The following is a 13,432-nucleotide window of genomic DNA, read 5'->3' on the forward strand; positions in this document are numbered from 1 at the left end:
GTACAATTTTCCCTGACAAGACGGGCATTCTCGGTTTAACGCGCCGCTACACCCCGAGCCCGATCGGTGGATTGAGGCTTAACCACCAGACCACTGAGGGCCAGGCTTAGGCCCATGGTAACCACATCGACCATGCTGGCCGACCTCGGCCCCCGCGCCCAGCTGCATGCTGGCCGGTTACCACGCCGGCTCAGCCAGTTGCTCGCGGGTCTCGGCCTCTACGGCGTCTCCATGGCGATGATCATCCGCGGCGGCCTGGGACTCGACCCGTGGGACGTCTTGCACTACGGCCTCACTAACCACCTCCCGCTCAGCTTCGGAGCCGTCGTGACCATCGTCAGCTTCGTGGTCCTGCTCGCCTGGATCCCGCTGCGGCAGGCCCCGGGCCTCGGCACGATCGCCAATGTCCTGATCATCGGTGTGACCTCCGACGCCACCCTCACGGTGCTGGCCGGTCCGTCCGAGCTCTGGCTGCGCGCGGTCCTCCTAGTGCTCGGCATCGTGCTCAACGGCCTCGCCAGCGCCATGTACATCGGGGCTCAACTCGGCCCCGGCCCCCGCGACGGCCTGATGACAGGCATCTCCCTCCGCAGCGGACTGTCGATCCGACTTGTCCGCACCGTGCAGGAGGTCACCGTTGTCGGCATCGGATTCGCTCTGGGTGGCCCGGTCGGGATCGGCACCGTCCTGTACGCGCTGTCCATCGGTTTCCTCGTCCAGCGTTTCCTCCCGCTCCTCGTCGTCCACCTCGATCCACCCCGCCAGCGATGATCATCGCGGTGACCGGGCTGGTCAGGTGTCATAAACCTTGCAGGTCTGGGTCAGGCACGGAGCCGTTCGTGCCTGCGGCGCCGCGCGACGGTCGAGGCGACACGACTCGCAGCACCGCCATGGGCAATGCTGCTTCCCGCCAGGTCCGGGTGCGACTCGGTGGCAAAGCCACAGCTCTGGCATGCGTGAACAGACACCGGCCACGGCTTCAGGCACAACGCCGCCCTAATGTCAGCTGTCGCACGGGGCGGCGTCTCAAATCCCTGCTTCTAAGACGAAGTACCAGCGCACGGAAGAGGCAATCGAGGAATGGACCCCGACTGCCTCTTTCTTCAACTACGAGACGGTCAGCCTGACTGAGATCGTGGGGCCGAGTTCGAGTGCCTCGGGCCGCTCTTCGTGAACGCGAGCATGCCAAAGCAGCTGCGCTGGTCGACCTCGTCGCGAGCACCCTCGAACAACGAGGCATCACCGCGCGCACGGCGCTGCTCTGCGCCCGCGTCGGGATGGATGCGTTCAGCACCGCCATCCGCAGATGGTCCACTGAAAGTGGCGACCTCCACGTGGCACTCGACGAGATCTTCGACGAGCTCCGGGCGCTCATTGCACCACTACATCCATAAGCCGCATCCCGACGGCTATCTCCGGGCGGGCACCGCGGTAGATCCTCCGTCCGATAGACGACCGTCCACGAGACAGTCGCACCCATGAATTCGGAAATCGGTGTGGAGTTGATCGGTAAGTGGCGGTGTTCTGTGATCGCTTGGCGTCGCGATTAGAAGCGGCACCCACCGTCCTGGTCGCATGGGTTGCGAATCCTCAGAAGCCTTCTTCCCGACGGGTGCTTCCAGGCGCCGAGGATTGTGCGGAGTAGCGTGGCGAAATGATTCGAATACTCAATGGCAATAGTCCGACGCGCGCAGTTGAAGTGTTGCAGGAGGCCAACCGTTCCGCGGGTGATGTGCTCGGCCGCGGCGTGAACGTCGTTGATCTCAAAGCGGGCTACCTGGCGTGGGCCACCGCGCAGGAGCGGATGCTGGCGGGTGTCTTCGGGCAGGCCGAGATGAATTCGTTTCTCACCTCGCCGCGCTATTGGGCATTGCTCGCCGACCAGCTTGGGGACCTTCCGCACGTATCGGGGCAGATCTATCTTGAGCTGAATCAACGAATGGAGGCGATGAAGCGGGCGTGGGAAGAAATCGAGGAGACCATTCAGCTTTGGAAGGTGCCGAACGACGAAACAACTTACGAACCGGGATTGCATGCGATTGTTCTCGATACGAATGTGCTGCTCGTTCATTCAACCGCGCTCGGAGCGGTCGAATGGCACGATCGCGCCGGGATCATTAATGTCCAAGCGCTAAGCCTGGTCGTGCCGTCAATCGTGATCGATGAGTTGGACGATTTGAAGACCGCGAAGGTCAAGCCCCGGGTGGTGGTGTAGCCGTTTCTCCTTCGATGTGATGGTTTAGGCGCTGAGTTGGAGTGCTGTTTCTTCGGCCTCGTTTCTGGTGTCGGTGACGATGGTGAGGCGGCTTTTGGCGAGGATGTCGAGGCCGAGGTAGCGGCGGCCTTCGGCCCATTCGTCGGTTTGTTCGGCGAGGACGGCGCCGACGAGTCGGGTGATCGCGTCGCGGTTCGGGAAGATCCCCACGGAGTCGGTTCGGCGGCGGATTTCGCGGTTCAGGCGCTCGTTGGGGTTGTTGGACCAGACCTGTTGCCAGAGCCCGTCCGGGAACGGGGTGAACGCGAGGATGTCGGCCCGGGCTGCATCGAGGTGCTCGAACGCGTCGGGGAGTTTGTCGTCGACGTAGTCCAGGAGTCGGTCGAACTGGGCATTCACACTGTCGGCGTCGGGTTGGTCGTACACGGAGTGCAGCATCGCTTTCACGGCCGGCCACATGCTCTTTGGGCACACGGACATGAGGTTCGCGGCGTAGTGGGTGCGGCAGCGTTGCCAGGACGCACCAGGCAGGTTCGCCGCGATCGCCTCGACCAGGCCTTGGTGCGCGTCACTCGTGACGAGCCGAACGCCGGTGAGGCCGCGGGCGACCAGGTCGGCGAAGAAGCTGTTCCACGCAGCACCTGTTTCTGATGTCGCGACCTTGAGGCCGAGGACTTCGCGGCGCCCGTCAGCGTTGACTCCGGTCGCGACGAGCACGACCGCGTTGATGACCCGGCCACCTTCACGGACTTTCATCGTCAACGCGTCGGCGGCGACGAACGTGAACGGGCCCGCGTCGCCGAGGGGTCGGTGCCGGAACTGGGCGACGTGTTCATCGAGCTCGGTCGCCATTCGGGATACCTGCGACTTCGACAGCGAATGAATCCCGAGCGTCTTCACGAGCTTGTCCATCCGGCGGGTGCTGACGCCGGCGAGGTAGCAGTCCGCGATCACGGTGATCATCGCCGCCTCGGCGCGTTTCCGGCGTTCGAGGAGCCATTCCGGGAAGTACGTGCCCTGCCGCAGCTTCGGAACAGCGACATCGATCGTGCCGACCCTGGTATCGAGGTCACGATGCCGGTACCCGTTGCGTTGCGCCGTACGGTCGGGGCTGGGTTTGCCCCACTCGGCGCCGACGACCGCGTCGGCATCGGCGGAGAGGAGGGCGTTGATCATGGTTTGCAGCAGGCTGCGCATCAGATCCGGAGACGCGTCGCCCAACGCTTCGCGGAGCAGGCCGGCAGGGTCGAGAATATGTGGAGCGGTCATCGTGTTGATGCCTTTCGAGTGGAGGTAAGAGACTTCTCGAAGGATCACACGGTGACCGCGCTTTCGTCGCGAACGACAAGCCGGGCCACCGGGCTACACCACCTTATGGGGCACTACTACCGCGAACCACTCGATGAGGATCAACGGCGAAAAGCGAGAGGCGAGAAGTTTGGCTAGGGTCGCATTGCGTTTTTTGTCTGATTCCTTTGTGCACCGTCAACGTCGAGTAAATTTGCCGGAATCTGGTGACACTCCACGGCAGGGCGCTGCACGATTCATGACCCTGCAAGTAGACCCGCTCGCACACGTATCGTTGCCGAAGGCTGATTCCGAGATCGTCGAACAGGCCCTAGCTCTGCAGGGATACGCCAAGTCCGTGACCCTCGCCAGCTATGACACGAACATCGTGTTCTCGGCTCGAAACTATGGCCTGAAAACCATCCTCCTTCGATTTGAGGACCTGTAAATCAGGTCGGAGTTCGTGTCAGCGAGAGCCTTGCAAGGGATGGGTTATGAGGCACTTAGGTTTCGAGACAGTTTCCGAGCTCGGTTGCTGGAGGCAGCGGGTGGCCCGCCCAGTCCCGCGTGAAATGCATCCTTCCAACTCAAAAGGATGCGGCATCAAACCCGGGGCGCTTCAGCCCGCGAAATCTCGCGCAGCAGCCCCTGCAAGACTGAATCGCCAAAGTAGAAGCACGCCACCGCTGCGATCTTGCCAATCCAGTTGGGGAGTTTTGCACCATTGACCGAGCGACGATTGGTCGGTGGTAACCGATACAGTTTCTCCCAACAAAGGAGCGCCTAATTAGTCAACCTGCAGCCACGCTCAGTGACGCGCTGGTACGCGTCGTTCAGCTGGTCGATAAGGCGCACTCCGCATCAGCTCTCGCGCCGGTAACCATCCTTGTACCGTCGCGAGCGAGCGGTATTGACGTTCGGCGTTATCTCGCGCGGCACGCCGCAGGGGGCAAAGGCATCCTGAACGTCACGACGACCTCCCTTTCGGATCTGGCCCAGGACCTCTTTGAGCGAGCCGGCAATCAGGGATCGGGCCGGAGAATTTTCCCCGAGGTGTGGCAAGGCGCCGTGCGGCAGGAGCTACTGAGGAACTCCGGGGCTTTCGCGGTCGTCGCGGACCAATCCGCGACATCCCGAGCACTGGCTCAAGCCTGCGAAACCCTCGACTCCATTAGCGTGACCTCGGCCGACCTGCCGCCCCTGTTCGCCGAAGTCGCCCGCATCTACACTGGCGCCGCGGCCGCAGTCAGAGCGGGATGGGCCACGGATGCCCGGGTCTTCGAGCGTGCCGTTGAAGCTCTCACCGTCCCCGGTATCCGCGCGTCTCTCGGAACCGTGATCGGATTCGCACTTCCCGAACTGCTTTCTCCTCTGGAAAGCCGCCTGCTCGCTGCGGCTCGAGCGCTGACCGGCTTCGTCGATGTGGAGTTCAGCGCAAGTGACGAGGTCGTCGACTCGGCTCTCATAATCACGGTTCCCGACGCGGACGAGGAGGGCCGCGAGGTCGCGCGGCAGGTCGTCGAGCTGGTGCGGGAGGGACAGCCAGCGAATCGGATTGGGGTGTTCTGGGATGCCGCGAGTCCGTACCGCGTTCTGCTGGTCAAGCACCTCGCGGATGCGGGCATCGAGGTCAACGGACAGGTGGGGCGACAACTTGCCGACACCAGCGTTGCGCGCAGCGTTCTGCGACTTCTCGAGCTCGACCGATCCGCGATTGATCCGCGAGCGGTGCTCCACATCATCGCTGATGGAGCCGTCAGCTGGCGTGACGGAAAGCTGCCATCAAGCGCGCAGTGCGAACGCATATTCGCGCGGGAACCCCTAGAGGAACCGCTCGAAAAGCAGACGGTGCGTTTCGTTGATCCGGAGGCCGAAGGAGGTGAGACACAGGCCGCAAGCGGAACGGTTTTCGACCAGTATCTCGCTGCCATCGCCGCATCTCTGGAGCGGCTTACTGCAGCCACCAGCTGGACCGCGGCAAGCACTGCTCTCGTTGATTTCCTTGGAACGCATTTCTCAGCTCCCCGATCGGATGAGGGGATCGCTGCTCTGGCTCAGCTCGGCGAGGTCGCCACGCGCTTGAGCTTCCTCGACCGCGTCGCTCCTTCGCCGACTCTGTTTGCGATTCGCGAGTGCATCGAGTCCGCAATCGCGGGCGCAGTCGCGCGCACCGGCACTATTGGGCAGGGCGTCTCGCTCGGACCGTTGCAGTCCGGCGTAGCACGGGACCTCGATACCGTCTTCATCGTCGGGCTGGCCGAGGGAGTCACGCCTTCCCGCCAGCGAGAGGATCCGCTAATCCCGGACTCCGTTCGGCCGGTGTGGGGCTTGCCGACGATCGCCCAGCGGGCGCTGGCGCGGCGCCAACTGTTCCGCGATGTCGGGGCAAGCGCCTCGAAGAAGCTTGTCCTGACCGCACCACGGGGAGACCTTCGCGGCGGCGGCGATCGAGAGCTGTCACGCTGGTTAACCAAGAGTGCGACCGCATCCGCGATCGAGCTCGGCTCGCATCACGCCGGCATCCTCACGGGCTCACCTGCTCAGCCGACGGTTCCGACGACTGCGGAAATGTGGCGGCTTCGCGCGCTGCTCGCCGACCGACCTGTCCCAGCGAGCGAGATCGTCGCGCTCGCCCAGCTTCTACGCGCCGACCGGCGATTGGGCCACTTCACCCGCTTCACCGGCAATCTGCACGACGTGCGCGACCTCATCCGCGCCACCGACGAAGCGGTTTCCGCGACCAATTTGGAGGACTGGGTTTCCGGCCCCTACTTCTATTTCCTGCGTCACATCCTCGGGGTGCGCCCATGGGACCTCAGCCAGGAGGAGATCGAACCCGACATGCTCGACGTCGGGACGATCACCCATCGGATCCTCGAACTCTTCACGCTTCAGGCGATCGCGGGCGGAGACAAGTCGATCGATGCACTGCTTGAAACCGCTCAGACCGTATTCGCAGAGGCCGCCCAGTCGACCTGGATTAGACATCTCTGGCAGCGGAGGAAGTCCGAGATCGTCAGGAATCTCGAAGCGTGGTGGGCGCGCGAGGTGGGTAGCGAAGCGTGGTCGCCGAGATCAGCTGAGGCATCCTTCGGGCCAAGTGACGACAACGACGGGCCGTCCGTCACGGTCGCACTGCCAGGCGCCGGAGAGATCCGATTCCGCGGCAAGGTGGACCGGATCGACCATCACGTCGACGGCCGCATCCGCGTCATCGACTACAAGGCCGGATCAAACAAGAAGTACGAAGGCTTGTCAGAGACCTCGCCGACCGCAGGTGGGCACCTTTTTCAGCTGCCCGTATACGCATTGTTCGCACGCAGTCAGAGCGAAGCGCTCGAGAACATGGAATCCGGCAGCGTTGCATCCGTCGCCGTGGGCTACGACTTCGTCTTCGGTGGCGGAGAGCTCGGCTACGCGGTGACGGATGCGGTGATCGAGGAATTCCTCACCGACGTCCAACTCGTGATTACCGCGATCAAGAACGGGATCTTCCCGCCGCGGAAATCCGGTGGTGCCTTCCGCCCGTACGCGGATCTCATGGCACCCGGCGAATTTGACGATCTGTGGCAGCGGCTGCTGCTACTCCCAGAACTCGCCGCCGTCGCTCGACTCTGGGCCGAGGACACGAAATGACCGAGATAATCTTCGCGGATGCGGCGGACCGTGAGCGCATCAACGGCGACATCGACCGACACCTCTTCGTCAAGGCCGGAGCAGGCAGCGGTAAGACACATCACTTGGTCGAGCGCATCCTGTCCCTCCTAGCGTCTGGCCTGACGATCGGCCAACTTGCGGCGATTACATTCACCGAGAAGGCCGCGGGCGAACTCCGTCAGCGAGTGCGAAATGCGCTGGTTGACGGCGGCCGATCGCTCTCCGAGGAACAGCGACAGGACGCGCTCGACGGGCTCGACGCCGCTCCGATCGGGACCATCCATTCCTTCGCGGCACGTGTCCTGGAGGACAACCCAATCGAGGCCGGGCTACCGCCCGCCATCGAGGTCATCGACGAACTGCGATCAAACATCGCCTTCGGCGCCCGCTGGCAGCGCATCCGAACCACACTGTTCAGCGACCCGACCTGCGTAACAGCAATGGAAATCTTGCTTGCTGCGGGGATGACGCTGCCGAGTCTCGAGCAGGTCGTGCACGGTCTGGACGCCTCGTGGGACCGCATTCCCGTTACCGGCTTGTCGGGAGTAACGGCCCAGCCGGCGGCCAGCATCGACCTCGAACCGATCATTCGTCAGGCGCTGGAGTTAATGGATGAAAGGACACACTGCACCAACGATCAAGACAAGCTGCTGCCGCGATTCGACCATCTCGAGAGGTGGATAGTGGACGCGCAGATCGCCGCGAAGACGGCGGATCTCGCCCGGTCGCTCGAGTTGCTCGGCAAGATTCCCGGCAAAGGAACCGGCGGTCAGGCGGGCAACTGGGTCGTCCCGGTCGTGGGTGTGAAGGCTGGCTTCGACGATCTCGTTGCGTCGGGCAAGGATGTGGCACAGTCCGCCATCCAGCCCTCAATCGACCTCGTCGTTTCGGTCGCAGGAACTGTCGTTCGCGAGGAGGCAGTGGCACGCCAGCACCGCGGACAGCTGGAATTTCATGATCTGCTTGTGCTTAGTCGAGATCTCGTCACGGGTGCCGAACATACCGAGGTACATGCCCGCCTACATGCGCGCTATCCACGCATACTGCTCGACGAATTCCAGGACACCGATCCGCTGCAGGCCGAACTCGCCATCCGTATCGCCTCGCCGACCATTAGTGAGGCGGGCGACTGGGAAGCGCTCACGCTGCCCCCCGGTCGCCTGTTCGTGGTCGGAGACCCCAAACAGTCCATCTACCGCTTCCGGCGAGCCGATATCGGAACCTACCTCACGCTGCAGGATTTGACCGTCGCGGCTGACGCGGATGCCGCGGTCGCGATGACGACCAACTTCAGATCTACGCGACCCGTCATCGAGTGGGTCAACACGGTCTTTGGCGCACTGATCTCAGCCGACGGCCATCGCCAGCCCGAATACGAGCCGCTCACCCACAACCCGGAGCGCGCACCGTGGGACGACGGTATCGGTGGACCATCCGTTGTCGTGCTCGGTGGATCAGCGGAGGACGCGGTCCAACTGGCTGAGGCGTCCGCGCGGGAGCGTCGAGAGGTCGAGGCCTTTGATGTCGCGGCCACGATCGTCCGAGCGCTTGGACACGACGGGGAGCCCGCCTGGCTGAAGGAGAGCACTAAGCCGCCGTTCGAGCGCACGCCGCTCGAACAGAAGGACATTTGCATTCTGTTGCCGAGCCGCACATCGCTGACGGTTCTCGAAAATGCGCTCGAACGCGCCAACATCGAGTTTGTTGCGGAAGCGTCGTCGCTCGTCTACTCGACGCCCGAGATGCATGATCTTCTCTTGGCCCTCAAAGCGATCGCGAACACGGCGGATGAGGCGGCGCTCGTGCTCTCTCTTCGCACCTTCCTGTTCGGGTGTGGCGACGACGATCTCCTGCGCTGGCACGTCGAGGGAGGTCGCTGGAGTCTCTTCGCACCAGCACCGACTCGGGCTGGGCTGGAGAACGGACCAGTCGGCCTAGCAATCGCCGCCCTTCGCGAAGTCCATCGCCTCGCGGCTACGTCGACCCCGGCTAGCCTGCTCGACGAGCTGGTGACGACACGTTTGGTGCGCGAGGTCGTGTACGACTCGCCCCGCTATCGGGATGTCTGGCGGCGCATCCGCTTCGTCATCGACCAGGCCCGCGCCTGGTCGGAGGCGACCTTCGGCAGCCTTCGCGACTATCTCGACTGGGCGGAGCAGCAGAGTCAGGAGGGCGCTCGAGTCAAGGAGAGCATCGTCCCGGACTCAGGCGTCAACGCGGTGCGCATCTCGACCATTCACGGGGCCAAGGGCCGCCAGTTTCCGATGGTTATCGTCTCGGGCATGAGTTCGCGAATCGGTGGCGCTACGGATGCCGTGCTCTGGGACGACTCCGGTAGGCCGCTCGTGCGGTTCAAGGCGGCCAGCGTCAGCTCGATCGGTGCCGAAAGTCTGGGTTTCAAGGATGCTGCAACTGAGGAGGCGAGCTTCCTGCGCGCCGAACGCCTTCGGCTGCTCTACGTCGCATGCACACGTGCCGAGACGCATCTGGTCGTCTCCGCGTATCCGCCGAAGCCGTCGCCCAGTTACTCGTCCCTCATGCGCGAGGGCTTAGCCGCCGCGCCCGCGACCACGCTCGAGCCCAACTTCAACGCGCGACTTCCCGATCGCCACGACATTGTCAAGGTCGGGCCACTCCCTGACTGGGACGAATGGCAACGCGAACGGGCCGACTGGTCGACGAAGTCGGCAGCGGCCGCATCCATTTCCGTCACGGCACTCGCGCACGCGCCAGGAGCGGAGGGACCTGCAGGCGGCCCTGTTTTTGTCGACGAGCTGGCGGATGCTGCAGCCGACCCGATCCGATCCGATCGTGCCGGCCAGCACGGCACCGAATTCGGCACAGCCGTCCACAGAGTGCTGGAGTTGTCCGGGCTGGAGAATTCCGACGAGCTCGACGACATCGCCGCGCGGGTGGCATCAGCCGCTGGCATTGGTGACTCCGCCGAGCTCGCTCGATTTGCCCGCAATGCCCTTAGATCAGAGCCGGTGGCGCGAGCCGCCGAACTGACGCACTGGCTGGAACTTCCCCTCGCGGCTCCGCACGACGACCTCGTCATCGAGGGCGTTGTTGATCTTCTTTACCGCGAGGACGACGACTCGCTCGTGATCGTGGACTTCAAAACTGACATTAGCGTTCTCGACGACAACATCGAGGCTTATTGGCGCCAGTTGTCCACGTACGCGAATCTCATTCAAGATGCGAGCGGGGAAATTGTATCCGGGCTCGCGCTGGTGTTCTGCCGGTCGCATCCGGCGCAGGTTTTTCGCCGCGTTCTTGAGTAGAGGAATCCTTCCGCAGCTGCAGGCTCTGCTTGCGGATAGCTCCATGATGGACTTGGGGCAAGTGTTGTAGCAGCGGTGCCGGGTTCCTGCCGGGCCGCAGCAGTATCGCGGTCTGGTTGTCGAAAATGGAAGTCGGTTGCCGCAGCGACGGAAGTAGATTGCCTAGGTTCGTCGGCGGCAAATGAATCGCGCCACGAAACGGTGGCGTCTAGTCGTGCGCCATAATCCTGCCGTCGGCTTCAGCCCAAACCCGTTTGCCCTGGCTAATGAGCGTCGCGACGTTTGTGAGCTCCGGCTCCGTGATTGAGGCCCCTTCATTCGAAGCTGCCCAGCGAGCGGCCAAAGCAGGGCGGACTTCATCTACGGGTCGACCAGAGAAGTCGCGGCAGACTTCATAAATGGCGGCCGCTGTATTGGCAACCATCTGGGCAAGAATTTGATCTGCGTTTGAATTCCAGTGGAAGCTCACGATGACCTTTCGAGTTGGGACGCAACGATGTTGTCGGCTACCGCCGACATCTCGCTCCCTGATCAGCACCAACTGGTGGCGCGCTGGAGGCGTCACAGGAGATTAGTCGGACTCCAGCTTGGCGCGGCAGTAGATTTAGCTCGAGGCCCGTGAGCGGCGCCTCGCTTCCGCAGGTGCCGGTGCCGGTGCCGAGAATAATGGACGATCAGCCCAAATAGATAGTGGTACCGTCGGGCAGCGTCTCGTCGGGCTGCCGGACGTGCCCAGTTCCTTGATCCACTACAGAGCCTCCGCCGGTCACGTTGGCGGTGCGCACTCCTTGGTTGACCAGTCTCCCGTCGATTCGCATTTTGCCGAGCGCAACCACGGTGGGCATCAGGTGGGCGGTCGCACCCGAATCGACGCTGAGCGTGCCGCTCAATGGACCGTGAAATATGGCCGAGCTTCCCGAAGCCACGTGCACGGTGCCATTTACTCTCCCGTGAGCAACTAGATGACCGTTGAGGACCGAAACGGTACCGTTGAGAGTTCCGGATGTCGTTAATCGGGCCCCCGCTTGGACGAGCAAGGTAGTGTCGATCGTCCCATCGAGCTCAGAATCCACGTCCACGATCGTGTCTTCGACTTGGACCATCTCACCATTGCGGTACGTGTAGGAAGGCGTCATGCGCTCATTATCCGCCGGACCTCCGACGTCGCGCTGCGGCTCACTGAAGCCTGCTCTATTGGATGGGCAGGGGAGCGATTCACCTACTTCGGGGTTGGCGCAACTCTATGGGCGACACAGCTGTACCGCGTCTCGTATCGCTAGGGATGTGAGGTGTCTCGTCGGGCGTGAGGGCGACTGCCATGCTGTGGAGTTTGACGCTCGCTGGCGGTGTTCTGTGATCGTTTCTTGTCGCTAGTTGTCGATGACGAAGATGCTGGCCGTGGCTTCGATGACCGATATCGTCTCTTGCGAGACGCCCCGGAGCGAGTGAACGGCCGTGACGCCAGTCACCGGCCGCGAAGATGAGCGAGGATCGGTCGTGGGCTGCCAATAGAGTCGAGACTGCGCCGTGGCCGGCGGCGCCGTGAGCACGATGGGCACCAACGGAATGTCGCAGCAAGCAGCAACACAGCAGAACAACGCCAACTTTATTTGGTCGATCGCGGACCTCCTCCGCGGTCCTTACAAGCCCCACCAGTACGGCGCGATCGTGTTGCCGTTCACGATCCTGCGCCGCCTCGACGCGGTGCTGGAGCCCATCAAGCAAGTGGTCCTCGACGAGGCGACGAAGCGGGGAGAGTCGCCGGCGGCGGTGGTGTTCCTGGCGAAGGCATCCGGGCAGAGTTTCTACAACACGTCCGCGTTCACGCTCCAGTCGTTGATGGGCGATCCGGCATCGATCAAGGCGAACCTCATCGACTACCTGCACGGGTTCTCCGAGAACGTGCGAGACATTTTCGAACGTTTCGAGTTCGAGAAGCAGATCGAGAAACTCGACGCAGAGAATCTCCTCTACCTGGTCACCCAGAAGTTCACGGCCGTCGACCTGCACCCGAACAAGGTGACGAACATCGAGATGGGTCTCATGTTCGAGGAACTCATCCGCAAATTCGCCGAGACCTCCAACGAGACCGCGGGGGAGCACTTCACCCCGCGTGAGGTGATCCGACTGATGGTGAGTCTGCTGTTCATCGCCGACGATGCAGCCCTCAGCGAGAAAGGTGTCGTGCGCTCCATCTACGACCCGACCGCCGGCACCGGCGGGATGCTGTCGGTCGCGGACGAGTACCTGCTGGAGCACAACCCGGATGCCCGGCTCGTCATGTATGGGCAGGAGATCAACGGCGAGTCCTATGCCATCTGTAAAGCAGACTTGGTGATCAAGGGCCAGGACATCAACCACATTATCATCGGCGATACCCTCATCGGCGACGGCCTCACCGGCGAAACCTTCGACTACTGTCTCTCCAACCCCCCCTTCGGCGTCGACTGGAACAAGCAGAAACCCGCCGTGCTCAAAGAGCACGAGCAGCAAGGCTTCAACGGCCGCTTCGGCCCGGGTCTACCACGCGTCTCCGACGGATCGCTCCTGTTCCTGCTGCACCTGGTGAAGAAGCTTCGCCCGAAAGCCAAGGGGGGCGGACGTGCCGGCATCGTCCTCAACGGTTCGCCCTTGTTCACGGGCGGGGCGGGTTCTGGGGAGTCGGAGATCCGCCGGTACCTGCTGGAGAACGACCTGCTTGAGGCGATCGTCGCCCTGCCCACCGACATGTTCTACAACACCGGCATCGCCACCTACCTATGGATCATCGACAACGACAAACGGACCGAACGCCGCGGCACCGTGCAACTCATCGACGGCACCGGCTTCTCCCACAAAATGCGCAAGTCCCTCGGCTCCAAGCGCAAGGAACTCAGCCCCGACGACATCGCAACCATCGTCAAGCTCTACGGGGGGGTCTGCTGCACGGATAGGTGACATCTGAGTTGGCTTGCCCGGAGGGCGGGCTGGAAGGATGTTGTTGTGCCTA

Annotated in this window: 10 protein-coding genes; 7 read left to right on the top strand and 3 right to left on the bottom strand. The window is 62.8% G+C overall.

Features of this window, described 5'->3' with window-relative positions; genetic code table 11:
- The first annotated feature begins 114 nt into the window (after window positions 1–114).
- The 3 genes from QN358_RS17650 (at window position 115) to QN358_RS17660 (ending at window position 2,215) form a co-directional block, all read left to right on the top strand.
- Window positions 115–771 (top strand): hypothetical protein, encoded by a 657-nt coding sequence (locus QN358_RS17650; RefSeq protein WP_323513131.1) that lies wholly within the window; start codon window positions 115–117, stop codon window positions 769–771.
- 380 nt (window positions 772–1,151) lie between these two features.
- A complete protein-coding gene (locus tag QN358_RS17655) occupies window positions 1,152–1,394 on the top strand; it encodes a hypothetical protein (protein ID WP_323513132.1) in 243 nt (80 codons plus the stop codon).
- Window positions 1,395–1,654: 260 nt separating this feature from the next.
- Complete coding sequence (locus QN358_RS17660) at window positions 1,655–2,215, top strand: PIN domain-containing protein (protein ID WP_323513133.1); 561 nt, start codon at window positions 1,655–1,657, stop codon at window positions 2,213–2,215.
- Window positions 2,216–2,239: 24 nt separating this feature from the next.
- Here the strand turns inward: QN358_RS17660 and QN358_RS17665 are convergent, their stop codons facing one another.
- Window positions 2,240–3,484: an IS256 family transposase gene (locus QN358_RS17665; protein WP_323513134.1), complete on the bottom strand. Its 1,245-nt coding sequence runs from the start codon at window positions 3,482–3,484 to the stop codon at window positions 2,240–2,242.
- A 133-nt stretch (window positions 3,485–3,617) separates the two neighbouring features.
- Between QN358_RS17665 and QN358_RS18960 the strand changes: the two genes are divergently transcribed.
- The 3 genes from QN358_RS18960 to QN358_RS17675 all read left to right on the top strand — a co-directional run bounded on the left by QN358_RS18960 (window position 3,618) and on the right by QN358_RS17675 (window position 10,443).
- Complete coding sequence (locus QN358_RS18960; RefSeq protein WP_416352025.1) at window positions 3,618–3,950, top strand: PIN domain-containing protein; 333 nt, start codon at window positions 3,618–3,620, stop codon at window positions 3,948–3,950.
- Between the two features lie 728 nt (window positions 3,951–4,678).
- Entirely contained in the window at window positions 4,679–7,138 is a 2,460-nt protein-coding gene (locus QN358_RS17670) for a PD-(D/E)XK nuclease family protein (RefSeq protein ID WP_323513135.1), read from the top strand.
- Window positions 7,135–10,443 carry a UvrD-helicase domain-containing protein gene (locus QN358_RS17675; protein WP_323513136.1) on the top strand — a complete coding sequence of 1,103 codons (3,309 nt, stop codon included), beginning with the start codon at window positions 7,135–7,137 and terminating at the stop codon, window positions 10,441–10,443. The genes QN358_RS17670 and QN358_RS17675 overlap by 4 nt, the downstream gene beginning before the upstream one ends.
- A 208-nt stretch (window positions 10,444–10,651) precedes the next feature.
- On the opposite strand, the gene QN358_RS17680 is transcribed toward QN358_RS17675, so the two are convergent.
- Both QN358_RS17680 and QN358_RS17685 read right to left on the bottom strand, forming a co-directional pair.
- On the bottom strand, window positions 10,652–10,912 hold the full coding sequence (locus tag QN358_RS17680; RefSeq protein ID WP_323513137.1) for a hypothetical protein: 261 nt from the start codon (window positions 10,910–10,912) through the stop codon (window positions 10,652–10,654).
- 205 nt (window positions 10,913–11,117) lie between these two features.
- On the bottom strand, window positions 11,118–11,579 hold the full coding sequence (locus QN358_RS17685; RefSeq protein ID WP_323513138.1) for a hypothetical protein: 462 nt from the start codon (window positions 11,577–11,579) through the stop codon (window positions 11,118–11,120).
- Window positions 11,580–11,970: 391 nt separating this feature from the next.
- On the opposite strand from QN358_RS17685, the gene QN358_RS17690 reads away from it, so the two are divergent.
- Window positions 11,971–13,380, top strand: coding sequence for a class I SAM-dependent DNA methyltransferase (locus tag QN358_RS17690; RefSeq protein WP_323513139.1), 1,410 nt, complete (start codon window positions 11,971–11,973; stop codon window positions 13,378–13,380).
- Window positions 13,381–13,432: the final 52 nt, after the last annotated feature.

The organism is Subtercola sp. RTI3 (genome assembly GCF_035018625.1).
Lineage (GTDB): Bacteria > Actinomycetota > Actinomycetes > Actinomycetales > Microbacteriaceae > Subtercola > Subtercola vilae.

Excerpts from the sequence above, each read along its gene's own strand:
- QN358_RS17675 (WP_323513136.1), top strand. The coding sequence starts at position 7,135 with ATGACCGAGATAATCTTCGCGGATGCGGCGGACCGTGAGCGCATCAAC.
- QN358_RS17650 (WP_323513131.1), top strand. The coding sequence starts at position 115 with ATGGTAACCACATCGACCATGCTGGCCGACCTCGGCCCCCGCGCCCAG.
- QN358_RS17660 (WP_323513133.1), top strand. The coding sequence starts at position 1,655 with ATGATTCGAATACTCAATGGCAATAGTCCGACGCGCGCAGTTGAAGTG.
- QN358_RS17665 (WP_323513134.1), bottom strand. The coding sequence starts at position 3,484 with ATGACCGCTCCACATATTCTCGACCCTGCCGGCCTGCTCCGCGAAGCG.
- QN358_RS18960 (WP_416352025.1), top strand. The coding sequence starts at position 3,618 with ATGAGGATCAACGGCGAAAAGCGAGAGGCGAGAAGTTTGGCTAGGGTC.
- QN358_RS17685 (WP_323513138.1), bottom strand. The coding sequence starts at position 11,579 with ATGACGCCTTCCTACACGTACCGCAATGGTGAGATGGTCCAAGTCGAA.